This is a genomic window from Paludibacterium purpuratum (assembly GCF_004363805.1).
Lineage (GTDB): Bacteria > Pseudomonadota > Gammaproteobacteria > Burkholderiales > Chromobacteriaceae > Paludibacterium > Paludibacterium purpuratum.
This window is the reverse complement of sequence record NZ_SNZP01000020.1, coordinates 1-14,799: the sequence shown is the minus strand read 5'-3', so window position 1 is coordinate 14,799 and position 14,799 is coordinate 1. Positions and strand designations below refer to the sequence as shown.

Annotated in this window: 14 protein-coding genes; 13 read left to right on the top strand and 1 reads right to left on the bottom strand. The window is 60.3% G+C overall.

Annotated elements, in window-relative coordinates:
• Window positions 1–42: 42 nt before the first annotated feature.
• The 11 genes from DFP86_RS18305 (at window position 43) to cheD (ending at window position 11,916) form a co-directional block, all read left to right on the top strand.
• Window positions 43–1,194 carry an ATP-binding protein gene (locus tag DFP86_RS18305; RefSeq protein WP_133683994.1) on the top strand — a complete coding sequence of 384 codons (1,152 nt, stop codon included), beginning with the start codon at window positions 43–45 and terminating at the stop codon, window positions 1,192–1,194.
• Between the two features lie 23 nt (window positions 1,195–1,217).
• A complete protein-coding gene (locus tag DFP86_RS18300; protein ID WP_166642332.1) occupies window positions 1,218–1,523 on the top strand; it encodes an STAS domain-containing protein in 306 nt (101 codons plus the stop codon).
• Between the two features lie 19 nt (window positions 1,524–1,542).
• Window positions 1,543–2,562, top strand: coding sequence for a PP2C family protein-serine/threonine phosphatase (locus DFP86_RS18295; protein WP_166642331.1), 1,020 nt, complete (start codon window positions 1,543–1,545; stop codon window positions 2,560–2,562).
• A 172-nt stretch (window positions 2,563–2,734) separates the two neighbouring features.
• The gene (locus DFP86_RS19780) at window positions 2,735–3,868 is read left to right on the top strand and encodes a methyl-accepting chemotaxis protein (protein ID WP_279526910.1); all 1,134 of its coding nucleotides are present in this window, start codon (window positions 2,735–2,737) and stop codon (window positions 3,866–3,868) included.
• Window positions 3,869–3,879: 11 nt separating this feature from the next.
• Window positions 3,880–4,245 carry a response regulator gene (locus DFP86_RS18285; RefSeq protein WP_133683988.1) on the top strand — a complete coding sequence of 122 codons (366 nt, stop codon included), beginning with the start codon at window positions 3,880–3,882 and terminating at the stop codon, window positions 4,243–4,245.
• 58 nt (window positions 4,246–4,303) lie between these two features.
• Window positions 4,304–6,409: a chemotaxis protein CheW gene (locus DFP86_RS18280; RefSeq protein WP_243729441.1), complete on the top strand. Its 2,106-nt coding sequence runs from the start codon at window positions 4,304–4,306 to the stop codon at window positions 6,407–6,409.
• Window positions 6,410–6,442: 33 nt separating this feature from the next.
• Window positions 6,443–6,970 carry a chemotaxis protein CheW gene (locus tag DFP86_RS18275; protein WP_133683984.1) on the top strand — a complete coding sequence of 176 codons (528 nt, stop codon included), beginning with the start codon at window positions 6,443–6,445 and terminating at the stop codon, window positions 6,968–6,970.
• The gene (locus DFP86_RS19800) at window positions 6,963–9,356 is read left to right on the top strand and encodes a methyl-accepting chemotaxis protein (RefSeq protein ID WP_208108396.1); all 2,394 of its coding nucleotides are present in this window, start codon (window positions 6,963–6,965) and stop codon (window positions 9,354–9,356) included. Before DFP86_RS18275 ends, DFP86_RS19800 begins: the two co-directional genes overlap by 8 nt.
• A gap of 60 nt (window positions 9,357–9,416) precedes the next feature.
• Window positions 9,417–10,244, top strand: coding sequence for a CheR family methyltransferase (locus DFP86_RS18265; protein ID WP_133683982.1), 828 nt, complete (start codon window positions 9,417–9,419; stop codon window positions 10,242–10,244).
• A gap of 6 nt (window positions 10,245–10,250) precedes the next feature.
• Complete coding sequence (locus DFP86_RS18260; RefSeq protein WP_133683980.1) at window positions 10,251–11,309, top strand: protein-glutamate methylesterase/protein-glutamine glutaminase; 1,059 nt, start codon at window positions 10,251–10,253, stop codon at window positions 11,307–11,309.
• A gap of 7 nt (window positions 11,310–11,316) precedes the next feature.
• A complete protein-coding gene (gene cheD / locus DFP86_RS18255; RefSeq protein WP_133683978.1) occupies window positions 11,317–11,916 on the top strand; it encodes a chemoreceptor glutamine deamidase CheD in 600 nt (199 codons plus the stop codon).
• Between the two features lie 121 nt (window positions 11,917–12,037).
• On the opposite strand, the gene fdxA is transcribed toward cheD, so the two are convergent.
• Window positions 12,038–12,361, bottom strand: a complete 324-nt coding sequence (gene fdxA / locus DFP86_RS18250) for a ferredoxin FdxA (protein ID WP_133683976.1) — start codon at window positions 12,359–12,361, stop codon at window positions 12,038–12,040.
• Between the two features lie 43 nt (window positions 12,362–12,404).
• On the opposite strand from fdxA, the gene gluQRS reads away from it, so the two are divergent.
• Both gluQRS and DFP86_RS18240 read left to right on the top strand, forming a co-directional pair.
• Complete coding sequence (gluQRS, locus tag DFP86_RS18245) at window positions 12,405–13,307, top strand: tRNA glutamyl-Q(34) synthetase GluQRS (protein ID WP_133683974.1); 903 nt, start codon at window positions 12,405–12,407, stop codon at window positions 13,305–13,307.
• A gap of 395 nt (window positions 13,308–13,702) precedes the next feature.
• Window positions 13,703–14,799: arginine deiminase (locus DFP86_RS18240; protein WP_133683972.1), on the top strand; the 1,097-nt coding region annotated here is incomplete at its 3' end.

The window sequence follows — 14,799 nt, the reverse complement described above, 5'->3', positions numbered from 1 at the left end:
TATCATACTGATTAACCGCTTTTTACAAATACCGCAAAGCAAATGCAAAAAAATGTTTCAAAGTTACCTGATCAACAGCAACTCGAAGCGGCTTTCGAGCAATTCAACGCCGTTTCGGATCAGTTGATCGGCGCCTACCGCCAGCTCGAAGGCCAGGCGGCAGTGCTCAATCAACAGCTGGACGAGGCCAATAACGCGCTGCGTCGCCAAGTCGAAGCCAACGCCAACCTGGCCGAACGCCTGGGGATGCTGCTTGAGGCGCTGCCGGCCGGGGTGATCGAGCTGTCGGACGAGGGCCGGGTGATTTCCGAAAATCCGACGGCCATCCAGATGCTGGGCCGGCACGTGTTAGGCGCCGACTGGCAGGATATCCTGCCCTTGTTACAGCCCACCGAGCTCGATCAGTCCTTTCGACTGGAAAACGGGTGCCACCTGACCCTGCAATACAAAGATCTGCCCGGGTCGGGCGGGCGGATTGCCCTATTGCACGATGTGACCCGGCTCAATCAACTGTCGGGCGAATTGGCGCGGCAGGAAAAACTGGCAGCGATGGGCAGTATGGCCGCCTCGCTGGCGCATCAATTGCGTACGCCATTATCTACTGCAATGTTGTACGCATCTAATCTTAAAAAAACCGATTTGAAAGAGGAAGATCGCAGTCGTTTTATTGACAAGATATTGACGCGCCTCAAGGCTTTGGAGGGGTTGATTCAAAATATGCTGGGCTTTGTGCGGGGACAGGTGACCGAGCGGGAACCGCTTGATCTGGCGAGTGTTTTAGACGATTTGCATGCGGTTTTTCTTCCACAATGCCAAGCGCGTGGTATTTATTTCGTTTGCGCTTCCGTACAACCTTCTGCCATAACGGTGATGGGAGATCGCAAAGCATTGGTCGGCGCCATGACTAATCTCTTGGAAAATGCCGTGTTTTTCTCCCCGGAAGGCAGTTGCATCGAACTGGATCTGACCCAGGTGGACGGCATGGTGCGTCTACGGGTCGCGGACGCCGGGCCGGGTATTGTGCAGCAGGAGCGCGAGCGGCTTTTCGAGCCGTTCTATACCACTCGATCCGGTGGCACGGGTTTGGGGTTGGCAATCGTCAAGAAAGTGGCCGAAGAACTGGGTGGCCGTGTCGATTGTCACAACCGGGCGGAAGGGGGGGCGTGTTTCGATTTCTTTTTGCCTCTCGGTTAACGGATATACCAACGGAGAACACGATGAAGCCGGTAGTGAAAGTCGAAGGAAATATCGGCAGACTGGTTTTGCTTGGCCAGTTTGATTTCAATATGCACAAGGACTTCCGCCAAGCGAGCCAAGAGCTGCTCGACAACGAGCACGTTGTCGAAATTCAGGTCGATTTCGATCAGGTTCCCTTTCTCGACAGCTCGGCGCTGGGTATGCTGCTGCTCCTGAAGGAGCGGGCCGCCTTGCAGAAGAAGTCACTGTCGCTCGTCAATTGCCATGACACCGTGCAGCAAGTTCTGGAGATTGCCTGCTTCAATAAGATGTTCAATATTCAGTAGTCCCCTTAGGGGCTGTGTCATGCAACTGTATGCGTTGGTCAGCGAGGCCACGCGCCGTCGCATGGGCGTGGATCCCTGGTTGTCGTGTTTCGAATGGCATTTCATCGAGCACCCGGGAGCCGTGCCGACGACGGGCATGGCCGCGCTTTTTGTCCTGGAGGGCGATCTGCTGCCTTCCGGCCAGGCTCTGCGGGATATCGCTTGTCCGTGCTGGTGTTTCGCCGTCAGCGCCCGTGTTTGGGATCTGCCTCCACATTTCGACCTGTTCGAGTCCCCGTTGGATATCGCGCGGCTCGGCGACCGCCTGCTGGCCTGGATGTGGGTCGAGGGCGAATTGTCGCCGGCTTGCGTCGCCGGTTTGACGCTGTCTTTGCTTAACGGCTGCATGAGCCTGACCACCCGGGAACCCGATAGCGACCAGGTGCAGATGGCCGTCAGCCCGACCGACGCGGTCGGCGGCGATATGGCGCTGTATTGGCAGAGGCCCGGACGCGATTTGGCGGTGTTGGCCGATGCCATCGGGCATGGCGATACCGCCGCGCTCGACGTGGCGCAATTCATGCTCGACGTATTGCGGCTATTGCGCGATGCCAGCCTGTCATCCACCTCGCTGGCGCAGCTTTGCCATAGTCAGACGGCACGGCTGGCCTGGGGACGTTTCGTCGCCGTCGCGGTGGTCGAACTCAATCGCGAAGCCGCCACGCTGACGCTTGCCAATGCCGGTATGCCGGCCATTCTGGTTCTACAATCCGGCCGGCCGATGGCCACCTATGCCTCCATGCAGCCGCCGCTCGGGCTGGCTGCTTGTCCCGAGCCGCCGTTGTACACCGTACCGCTCTTGCCCGCGACGCAATGGGTGCTGACCAGCGATGGGGTGGATGCCGCGGCGCTATGCGATTCCCTGACCGATTTTGATCTTACTCAACAATCCGACAATCAATCTGTGTCATTGCTCTTTCAGGGTATTCCACTAAAAAAATCAACAGGCATTCTCGATGATGCCTCGCAAATCGTCTTATTTATTTTGCATGATCAGTGATTTTCACTGGTGCCGGCCAAATTTCGGTGTGTTGCTACTATATTGTCATTATGCATAACCATAAGATATTGGTTAAACATCTTGCATTAAGTCGGGTTATGTATGATCAAGAGATAAGACGACAATCCATAATCATTCATAGGGCATGAAAATGTCTCCAGGCAGCGTGTTCGTGCAAACTCGTACTGTCTTGGTAGTGTTGGCGGGATGTGCGCTGATGCTCCTGATGCCGGTATTGTTCGATTCGGCCTGGATTGCCGCTATCGTCGGCGTCGTCCTGCTGCTGGCCGGCTGGTTTGGGGCCACGCGGCTTGCCGCTAGCCACGCTCGCACGCTGAAGGCCGTGCCGGATGATCTCCTGGCGGTGCAGGCCGAGTGGCGCTTGGCGCCGCGCCATTTCGCCATCGAACAGACCTCCGAAGCGCAGACGGAACTGGCACGCACCAAAACTTTGATCGGCGATGCGGTCGCCACTTTGGTGCAAAGCTTCGACGGGCTGGCGCGCGAAGCAGAAGCGCAACTGTACTTGGCGCAGAGCCTGGCCCGAGGCGAATCGACCGAACAACAGGCGACTGTCTACGGCATCTCCTTCAAACAGTTCGTCGACGAAATTGCGCAAACCATGGAGACCTTTGTCGCCAAAACCGTGGAAAACAGCAAATCGGCCATTCTGTTGGTGGAGCAGATGGAGCGCATCGTGACCGAAGTCAACTCGGTCAACACCTTGCTGGACGAAATCGGCAGCATCAATAACCAAACCAATATGCTGGCGCTCAATGCCGCCATCGAAGCCGCCCGTGCCGGCGAGCTCGGTCGCGGCTTCGCCGTGGTGGCCGACGAAGTCCGCAATCTCTCCGGACGCACCGAGTCCTTCAGCGGGCAGATTCGCGAACTGATCGCCAAGGTGGGGCATTCGGTCAACGATGCCGAGAGCCTGATCAACCAACTTGCCTCGCAGGACATGATGTTCACCTTGCAGGCCAAACAGCGCCTATCCGAAACCTCTTCCCGCATTGCCCAGCTCGACGACAGCATGACGCAATCGCTGCAGAGCCTGCAGGTCGGTGTGGCCAAGCTCTCGACCGAGGTCGGCGATGCGGTGCGCTGCCTGCAGTTCCAAGACATGACCTCCCAGTTGCTCGACCACATCCGTCGCCGCCTCGGCGGTATCGAAGAAGCACTGGATCTGCTGGGAGACGCCCCTCCCGCGGATGTCCAGCAACAGCTGCGGGAAATTGGCGAGCGGCTGTCGCATTCTCCGGTACTGCAGACTGCCATGGGCAGCGGCAGCGTCGATCTCTTCTGACGGGATGCATCATGGCAAAGAAGATTCTGGCTGTGGATGACTCGGCCTCGATCAGGCAAATGGTGAGTTTCACGCTAAAGAGTGCCGGCTACGAACTCGTTGAGGCGGTCGATGGGCAAGCCGGGCTGGCCGCCGCACAAGCCGCGCGCTTCGATCTGGTACTGACCGATCAGAACATGCCCGGTATGGACGGGCTAACGCTGATTCGCGCCTTACGCAAGTTGCCGACCTATGGTTCCACGCCGATCCTGATGCTGACCACCGAGTCGAGCGAACAAATGAAAACCATGGGCCGTGCCGCGGGTGCCACCGGCTGGCTGGTCAAGCCGTTCGATCCCCAGAAACTGTTGGACGTGGTCAAGCGGTTAGTCGGTTGAGCTAAATCCAGGCTCGATCTCGTATCCCGACAAGCGAGGGCTTCCAGTGTCGATCGATATGTCGCAGTTTCATCAGGTGTTCTTCGATGAGACAGACGAACACCTGGCCTCGATGGAGTCCCTGTTGCTGGAGCTGGATCTGAATGCCCCCGACCCGGAGGCGCTCAACGCCATCTTCCGTGCGGCGCATTCCATCAAAGGCGGTAGCGCCACGTTCGGTTTCGGCGATCTGGCCGCGTTGACCCATGTGCTGGAAAACCTGCTGGACCGGATCCGCAAGGGCACGCTGGCCTTGACCGCGCCGATGGTCGACGCTTTTTTGCGCGCCAAAGATGTGTTGGCCGCGTTGTTGGCGGCGCATCGTGGCGGCGCGCCAATGGCCCCCGAGGAGGTCGACGCGGTCAAACGGCAGCTCGACGGTTTGGGGCAGGGCGACGAGGGCCCCGCCGCCCCGGAACCCGCGCTGCCGGCCGAACCGACGACGCATGCGCTGGTCATCGAGCTTGACCCGGTCGAGGGCGTCGATTTCCCGGCGCTGGTCGAGGAACTGGGCCATCACGGCGCGCTGACCGTCATCCAGGAAGGCTGCGCCGAGCCGGCGCAGCCATGGGTACTGCAATTGGTCGGCGACCTGGATCTGACCGAGATGTGCGAAACGCTGGCTTTCGCCCTAGATCCGGCGACCTTCCGCGTTTCGCGCGATCAAGGCACCGAGGAGAGCGATGGCTTCGGCCTGTTTCTCGGCGCGCCGGCGGCGCCCAATGCCGATGTGATGCTGGAGGAGGAGGGGTTCGGGCTGTTTTTGCCGCTGGAGGCGAGCCAGGAGCCGATCGAGGACGCCGGCTTCGGTCTATTTCATCCCTTGCCGCCGAACCTGGCGCTTGACGCCGTGGCCTCCCCGTCGACGGCGCCCGCCGTTGTGCAGCATGCCGAGCGCACGGTGCAGCAAGCCAGCGCGACGGGCGCGGAAAACTCGATCCGCGTGAACATCGAAAAGGTCGACCTGTTGCTGAATCTGGTCGGCGAATTGGTCATCACCCAGTCGATGCTGATGCAGTCAGGCTCGGTGCTCGATCCGGTGGCGCACGAACGGTTGATCAACGGCATCGGCCAACTGGAGCGCAATTCGCGCGAGCTGCAAGAAGCGGTGATGTCTATCCGCATGACGCCCGTGGCCTTCGTTTTCAACCGTTTCCCGCGCGTGGTGCGCGATATGGCACAGAAACTCGACAAGCAGGTCGAGTTGAAGATGGTGGGCGAGAACACCGAACTGGATAAGAGTTTCATCGAGAAACTCGCCGATCCGCTGACCCATTTGGTGCGCAATAGTCTGGATCACGGCATCGAGTCGCCCGAGGCGCGCGCGAGCAAAGGCAAATCGCCGCAAGGGCAGTTGACGCTGCGCGCTTTCCACCAAGGCGGCAGCATCGTCATCGAAGTGACCGACGACGGCGCGGGCCTCTCCCGCGAGCGGATTTTGGCCAAGGCGCGCGAGCGCGGCATGCCGGTCTCCGATGGCATGAGCGACACCGAGGTGTGGAACCTGATCTTCGAGCCCGGTTTTTCCACCGCGGCTCAAGTGACCGATGTTTCGGGTCGCGGCGTCGGCATGGATGTGGTCAAGCGCAACATCCAGGGGCTGGGCGGCCGGGTAGAGATCGAGTCGTTGCGCGATTACGGCACCACGATCGGCATCCATCTGCCGCTGACCTTGGCCATCATGGACGGCATGTCGGTACGCATCGGCCAGGAAACCTACATTCTGCCGCTGTCGTTCATTCTGGAATCGTTGCAGCCGCAGCCGCAGGACGTGCGCACTGTCGCGGGCCGTGGCCGAGTGGTCAACGTACGCGGCGAATATCTGCCGATCGTGGCGCTTGGCGCGCTGTTTCATGTGCCGGACGCGCGCGGCGAGCCGACTGAAGCCATTCTGATCATCGTCGAGAGCGACGATACCCGGCTGGCGCTGATGGTCGACGATCTGATCGGCCAGCAGCAGTTTGTCGTGAAGAATCTGGAAACCAACTACCACAAGGTCGAAGGTCTATCCGGCGCCACCATCATGGGCGACGGGCACGTGGCGCTGATCCTGGATGTGACCACCATCGTGCGGCGCAACCAGAAGCAGGCCCAGAACCACGCGGCGATGCTGACGACCGAATGAGCCGCGCGGGGCGGCGTGACAAGAGGTGAATGCATGGAACAAACCGACATTGCCGACCCGGTGCGTAGCACGGTGAGAGAACTGCTGGTCTTCACGCTCGGTACCGAACAGTATGCGATCGATATCCTCAAAGTGCAGGAAATCCGCGGCTACGAATCGGTGACGCGCATCGCCGGCGCGCCGGCTTTCATTAAAGGGGTGGTCAACCTGCGTGGCAGCATCGTGCCGATCGTCGATATGCGTCTCAAATTCGACTTGGGCGAGGCCAGTTATACCCCGTTCACCGTGGTCATCATTCTGAATGTGCTCTCGCGCACCGTCGGCATCGTGGTCGACGGCGTATCCGATGTGATCCAACTCAAGCCCGACGCCATCCGGCCGGCGCCGGAGTTCGGCGCCGCAGTGGATACCGCCTATATCGAAGGACTGATGCCGGTGGGCGACGGCATGGTGATCGTCATGGACATCGAACGCCTGATGAGCAGTGCGGAGATGAGCTTGATGGAAGTCGAGCGCCATGCCCAGAACGGACAACAACAGGGAGGTGTGTCAAATGGTTAGCATGAAAGTGAAACACCGGCTGACGCTCGGCTTTGGCCTGGTGATCGTGGTGATCGCCGCTAGCATGGGCATTGCCGTGACACAGATCGGCAATTTACGGGCCGGTATCCTGGAAACTTCGACCGTACACGTGCCGCGCGCCAAGGCGGCCAACGACATCATCGACGCGGTCAATCTCCATGCCCGCTCGGTGCGTACCGCGCTGTTGGCCGACTCGCAGGAGCTGATCGACAACCAGCTTCAGCAAGCCGGCACGGCCAGCCAACTGGTGAGCGACGCCATGGATCGGCTGAACGCCATCCAAGGCAGCCCGGAGAGCATGCGTATTCAACAGGATGTCGCGACCGCGCGTAGCGCCTATCGCGCCGATTACATGACTTTCCTGCAGTTGTTCAAAGCCGGCAAGAAGGACGAAGCGCGCCAGTTTTTGCTCAAGCAGATGCGCATTACCCAACTCAGTTACATGGATCTGGTCGAGAAGCTGATCCATTTGGAGGAATCGCAGTCCCAAAGTATTGCCTCTCAAGCGGCCACCGATGCCACACAGGCCGAACGCATCTTGACCATTTCGGCGATCGTTGCCTTGCTGCTGGCCCTGCTGGCCGGTTGGCTGATCACCCGTTCGCTGATGCGCGAGTTGGGCGGCGAACCGGATGATGCGCGCAAACTGATGCAGGAATTGGCCAACGGCGAGGTCACCACCACGCTGACGTTGAAGAAGGGCGACGAGCGTAGCCTGTTCGCCTTCATGAGCAAGGCGGCGCAGAAGGCCGTCGAGAATATCCGCATTCGCAGTGCGCTCGACAATGTCGGTACGAGCGTGATGATCGCCGACCCGAACGGCAACATTATTTACCTGAACCGTAGCGCGCAGGACATGATGCAGGCCGCCGAAGCCGATATCCGCCAGGAGCTACCCAGTTTCGAGGCGCGCAGCCTGCTTGGGCGTTCGTTCGATTCCTTCCACAAGAATCCCTCGCACCAGCGCAATCTGCTGGCCAATTTGCGGGGCACTTATCGTAGTCAGGTGGTTGTCGGCGGCCACACCTTCGCCCTGGCGGCGAGCCCGGTGTTCAATACCGGTGGCGACCGGCTGGGCACGGCGGTGGAATGGCGCGACCGCACGCTGGAAGTCCACATCGAAGAAGAAGTGGCGGAAATCGTCGCCGCCGCCGCACGCGGCGATTTCGAGCATCGCGTCAAGCTGGAAGGCAAGGATGGCTTCTTCAAAATGCTGAGCGGGACCCTCAACCAGCTGTTGGACGTCACCAGCAGCGGTCTGCAGGATATTGCCACGGTGCTCTCCGCCGTGGCGCGCGGCGACTTGACCCATACCATCCACAGCGACTACCAGGGACTGTTCGGCACGCTCAAGCAGGACACCAACACCACGGTCGAGCGCTTGCGCGACATCGTGCAGAACATCAAGGAGTCGACCGACTCGATCAATACCGCTTCGCGCGAAATCGCCGCCGGCAATGCCAACTTGTCGAGCCGCACCGAGCAGCAGGCCGCAAGCCTAGAGGAAACGGCCTCCAGCATGGAAGAAATCACCAGTACCGTGCGGCAGAATGCGGATAACGCCAAGAAGGCCAATACGCTGGCGATCGGCTCGTCCGATATCGCCTCGCGCGGTGGGCAGGTGGTCGGCCAAGTGGTCTCGACCATGAGCGAGATCAACGACAGTGCCAAGAAGATCGTCGACATCATCAGCGTGATCGACGGCATTGCCTTCCAAACCAATATTCTGGCGCTCAACGCCGCCGTGGAGGCGGCGCGAGCCGGCGAACAGGGGCGCGGTTTCGCCGTGGTGGCCAGCGAAGTGCGTAACCTGGCCCAGCGTTCCGCCGGCGCCGCCAAGGAGATCAAGGAGCTGATCGGCAACTCGGTGGAAAAGGTCGAGTCCGGTTCGCGCTTGGTGGACGAGGCGGGTCGTACCATGAAGGAAATCGTCACGGCCATCACTCGGGTGACCGACATCATGAGCGAGATTTCCGCCGCCTCGGCCGAGCAGAGCTCCGGCATCGAGCAGGTCAACCTGGCGGTGACGCAGATGGACGAGAACACGCAGAAGAATGCCGCCTTGGTCGAAGAAGCGGCGGCGGCGGCCGAATCGCTGGAAGAGCAGGCGCGCAACCTGTTCGACGCCGTATCGCTGTTCAAATTGAAGGACGCGGACAAGATGACCGCACGTCGCGAATCGGCCGCGCCAATCGGCAAACCGGTCGCGACCCCGATCAAGCCGGCTTCGATGGCTCAGCTTGGCCGTGCGGCACCGGCAGAACGGGTACTGCCGCGCGTCGAACCGCGAGCCGTGGCCTCGCCCATTCGTCTCGCGCCCGAAACGACGCCGCGCGACGTGGAGGGGGAGTGGGAGGAGTTTTAAACGATTGACCGTGGTTGGGGACGGTGCATGGCGGCCGTTCCCCCTTTTCCCCTTTAGAGTATGCCCATCGACGACCGAGATCTGACCTTTACCGCCGCGGATTTTCGCCGGGTGCGCGATATGGTGTACCGCCATGCCGGCATCGCGCTGTCGGATGCCAAAAGCGACATGGCCTATGCCAGGCTGGCGCGCCGCGTGCGCGCCATGGGTGAAAAGCGCTTCAGCGTCTATCTCGACGTGTTGTCGGCCGACCCCGCGCATCCGGAGTGGCAGGCGTTCGTCAATGCCCTGACCACCAACCTGACGGCGTTTTTCCGTGAGCCGCACCATTTCGAGATGCTGGCCCAGCATTACCGCATGCACGCCGACGGGCAGATTTACCGAGTGTGGAGCGCCGCCGCCTCCACCGGCGAGGAGGCCTATTCGGCGGCGATGACACTGGCCGAGACACGCTCTGCGGGATGGTGTCGCTTTGAGCTCTTGGCGACCGATATCGATACCAATGTACTGAAGACGGCCGCGGCCGGGGTCTATCATGAAGAGCGGATCGCCCTATTGAATGAGCGCCAAATCAAGGCGCACTTCTTGCGCGGCAAGGGGGGCAACGAGGGGAAAGTACGCATCAAACCCGAACTCAGTTCGGCCATCCGGTTCGGCCAACTCAATTTGGCCGCCGAACGCTGGCCGGACATCGGTGTGTTCGATGCGGTGTTCTGCCGCAATGTCATGATCTACTTCGACGGTCAGACCCAGAGGGCCATCCTGCAGCGGCTGGCCGAACACATGCAGCCGCATGCCCTGTTGTTTCTCGGGCATTCGGAGAACATTCAACTGATTACCGATGCATTCACGCCTTGCGGCAGGACCGCCTACCGCAAAGCAGGGTAGAGGCTCATGACGCTTGCTGTTGCCAAAACAAGAGTGGTGGTGGTGGACGATTCGGCGCTGATTCGCAGTCTGCTGACCAGCATCATCAACGAGGCCGATGATATGGAGGTGGTGGCCACCGCTTCCGACCCGTTAGTTGCGCGCGAGCGAATCCGCGCCACCAACCCCGACGTCATCACCCTGGACGTGGAAATGCCGCGCATGGACGGCATCGAATTTCTGCGGCGCCTGATGCGCTTGCGCCCGACGCCGGTATTGATGATCTCCACCCTGACCCGGGCCGGTTCGGAGGCCGCGCTGACCGCCCTGGAGCTTGGCGCGGTCGATTTCATCGCCAAGCCGGACAATAACGTCAATGCCGGCATGCAGGCCTATGCCGACGAGATCCGGGACAAGATCCGCGTGGCCGCCGCGGCCAAGAGCCGACTGCCGCGCCGTGTTGCCGTGCCGGCATCTACGCCTGTGCCTGCGCTGGGACAGCCGCGGATCAATCCGAACGCGCTGCTGTTCGTCGGTGCCTCCACGGGCGGCACCGAAGCGATCCGTACTTTTCTCGGCGGCTTGCCGGGCGAGTGCCCGCCCATCCTGATCGTGCAGCACATGCCGGAACACTTCACCTTATCCTTCGCCGCCCGGCTCGACGGGCTGTGCGCCATGCACGTCAAGGAGGCCGTCGATGGCGAGCCGGTATGTCGCAATACCGCCTATATTGCGCCGGGACATTCCCACATGCGCATTCGTCGAGCGGGCGCCGGTTGGTATATCGGCCTCGACCGCGGCGAACTGATCAATCGCCATCGGCCGGCGGTGGACGCGCTGTTCGATTCCGCCGCCGAGCGAGTCGGCAAGGATGCCATTGCCGTGATCATGACCGGTATGGGTAAGGATGGCGCGCGCGGCATGTTGGCCATGCGCCGCGCCGGTGCGTACACCCTGGCGCAGGACGAGGCGACCAGCATCGTCTACGGCATGCCGAAGGAAGCGGTGGCACAGGGCGGCGTCGACGAGATCTGCCCGCTCGATCAACTGGCGCCGCGCGTGCTGGAACGATTGCGGACCGGGTGACCCTGCCATGGCGCACAGCAGGCACGGGCTCGACTACTTCGATCAGCAGTTCCATCTGCCGGCAGTCAAGCTGTTGCCGGGCGACTTCGTGGCAACCCACAACGACAAGCTGCTGGTGACGGTTTTAGGCTCCTGCGTGGCGGCCTGCCTGCGCGACCCGACCGTCGGCGTGTGCGGCATGAACCATTTCATGTTGCCGGATGGCGGCGGGACATCGACGGTCGAAAGCCTGTCCGCACGCTACGGCGTACAAGCCATGGAGCTATTGATCACCGATATGCAGAAACGCGGCGCCCGGCGCGACCGGTTGCAGGCCAAGGTATTCGGCGCCGGCAAGGTGCTCGACGGCATGAATGTGGTCAATGTGGGCGAACTCAATGCCGCCTTTGTGCGCCGCTACCTGGAGGTCGAGCGTATCCCCATCGTCGCCAGCGATCTTCTGGGCGATACGGCGCGCAAGGTCTATTTCTTTACCGAAAGCGGCAAGGTGATGATCCGGCGTCTCAATACCGACAGGCTAGCCAAACTGGCGCAACGCGAGCGGCAGTATCGCGACAGCCTCGCCTCCGGGGAGGGGCCGGAGGGTGGGGTCGATTTGTTCGATTAAATGGTCGCGAACATTCGCGAAGCAATGCGCCGTCCCGCGACATGTCGCATTGCCTGCGGCGAATGCGACCTACGTAAGGGGCGTAGGATGCGTTCGCGAAGCAACGCATCATCCTCATAAGCTATTTTTCCAGAAGATCCAGTTTGTCCTGTACGGTTGCCCAGTGCGCATGCTCGGGTAACGGATCCTTTCTCTGGATGATGACCGGCCATGTCTTCGCCAGCTCGGCATTCAGGGCGATGAAGGGTTTTTGCCCCGCAGGCACGTCGTCCTCGGCATAGATCGCTTCGACCGGGCATTCGGCCACGCACAAGGTGCAGTCGATGCACTCGTCCGGGTCGATGGCCAGGAAATTCGGCCCCTCGTGAAAACAGTCGACCGGGCAGACATCGACGCAGTCGGTATATTTGCATTTGACGCAGGCTTCCGTTACAACATAGGCCATCTCGTTTTTCTCCTTGTGAATGTTCTGATAGTCATTTTAATCGATGTTGCGTCATTCCGAATTTTCCCCGTATCGCGGGCGTTTCGCGCCTAGCCCTACCGGGCTCATGCATGCCGGTTCGCTGATGACCGCCGTCGGCAGTTTTCTCGAAGCCAAGGCCCATGGCGGCCAATGGTTGGTGCGCATCGAGGATCTGGATACCCCGCGCATGGTGCCGGGCGCGGCGGATGAAATTCTGCGCACACTCGAACGCTTCGGCTTCGCCTGGGACGGACCTGTCGAGTACCAAAGCCGCCGCCATGCGTTGTATCGCGAGGCGCTCGATGGCTTGATCCGCCAGGGGTTGGCTTATGGCTGCCGCTGCTCGCGGCGCGAAATCCAAGCCGAGGCCCCGCGCGGCGTCGATGGCTTCGTTTATCCCGGTACCTGTCGCGAGCGTGGCTTGACCGGCGCATCCGCACTGGCTTGGCGTCTGCGTGTCGACGGCGCTGGCGAGGTGGCCTTCGACGACCGCTTGCAGGGACACTATGCGCAGCGGCTGGCGTGCGATATCGGCGATTTTGTTCTGCTGCGCGCCGATGGCTATTGGGCCTACCAACTGGCGGTGGTGGTCGACGATGCCGAGCAGGGGGTGACCGATGTCGTGCGCGGTGCCGATCTGCTGGTGTCGACGCCCAGGCAGATCTGGTTGCAGCAGTGCCTGCACGCGACGACGCCGGGATATTGCCATCTGCCGCTGTTGGTCAACGCGGCGGGCGAGAAGCTGTCCAAACAGACGCTGGCGCCATCGATTTCGGTCGGCGATGCGCTCGATGAGTTGCGTCTGGCGTTGTCCCGGCTCGGTCATCGTCCGCCTGTCGAGCTTCATTCTCTCTCCGATGTGTGGTCTTGGGCACACAAGCACTGGCGCCTGGCGCAAGTGCCAAAAGGTCCGGTTTTGATGTGAATATGTCGTGGATATAAATCGACTTGCGTGAATGCGACGCAAAATTTCGCCTAATACCGCTTGCAAGAAGGTTTGTCAATAAAACGCAATATAGATAAATTGATTTTTATCAAGTATTACATAAATCTTCTTTGCTCGAACGTCCTCTCCTTACTATGATTGCAGCTCAGTAAATCGGAATGTTAATATTAAAGTGTTTTAGAATATTCTAATCTTCACCTCTAATGACATTTCCAGTGACTGAGCATCAGGGTTTCTAATTTCAGTTTCCAGACATGTGCCGATGCTCGCGGCGCATGCGGCGAATCGGGTTTTCCCCGAGAGGCCGGGCGCTGGATCCGCTCTTGGCGGTGTCCGCGCACAATTTCACAATATGGCGATAAGAAGGAAGCAAGATGACCAAGTTTGGTGTCCATTCTGAATGCGGCAAGCTCCACAGTGTGATGGTTGCCCGTCCTGGCCTGGCTCACAAACGTCTGACCCCGGGCAACTGCGACAGCATGTTGTTCGATGACGTGATCTGGGTTGAACGTGCGCAGAAAGACCATGATTACATGGTGGAACAGATGCGTGCCCGCGGTGTGCATGTCATCGAATTGACCGAGGCACTGGCCAAGGTGATGGATGACAAGGCCGGCCGTACCTGGCTGCTGGACCGCAAGGTCAAGCCCGACAATGTCGGCATCGGCATGCAGAAGGAACTGCGTGCTTGGCTGGACGAAATGCCGTCCGCGCAACTGGCCGAACATATGATCGGCGGTATCGCCAAATTTGAATTGCCGTTCGACGCCAAGGGTCTGTTCGGCGGCTATCTGGAACATTCCGATTTCGTCTTGCCTGCTGTACCGAATATCCTGTTCCAGCGCGACCCGAGCTGCTGGATGTACGAAGGCGTGACCCTCAACCCGATGTACTGGCCGGCTCGCCGCCAGGAAACCCTGCTGCAGCAAGCGGTTTACCAATTCCACCCGTACTTCGCCGGCAAGGTGAACGTATGGTGGGGCGACAGCGACAAGGATTACGGCCTGGCGACGCTGGAAGGCGGCGACGTAATGCCGATCGGCAACGGCGTGGTCCTGATCGGCATGGGCGAACGCACCAGCCCGCAAGCCGTGGTACAAGTAGCGCGCAATATCCTCGGTAAGCAAGGCGGCGCAACCCGCGTCATCGCCTGCCAGATGCCGAAGAGCCGCGGTGCGATGCACCTCGACACCGTCTTCAGCTTCCTGGATATTGACCTGTTGTCGGTATTCCCGGACGTGGTCGACGCCATCATCTGCACCAGCATGTACGCTGGCGACAAGCCGGGCGAAGTGCGTTTCGAGCGTCACGAAGGCAAGCACTTGACCGAAGTGGTGCGCGAGGCGCTGGGCCTGAAGGAAATCAACATCATCCAGACCGGCGGCGACGCTTACCAGCGCGAACGCGAACAGTGGGACGACGGCAATAACGTGGTGGCGCTGGATCGCCGCGTGGTGGTGGCCTACGACCG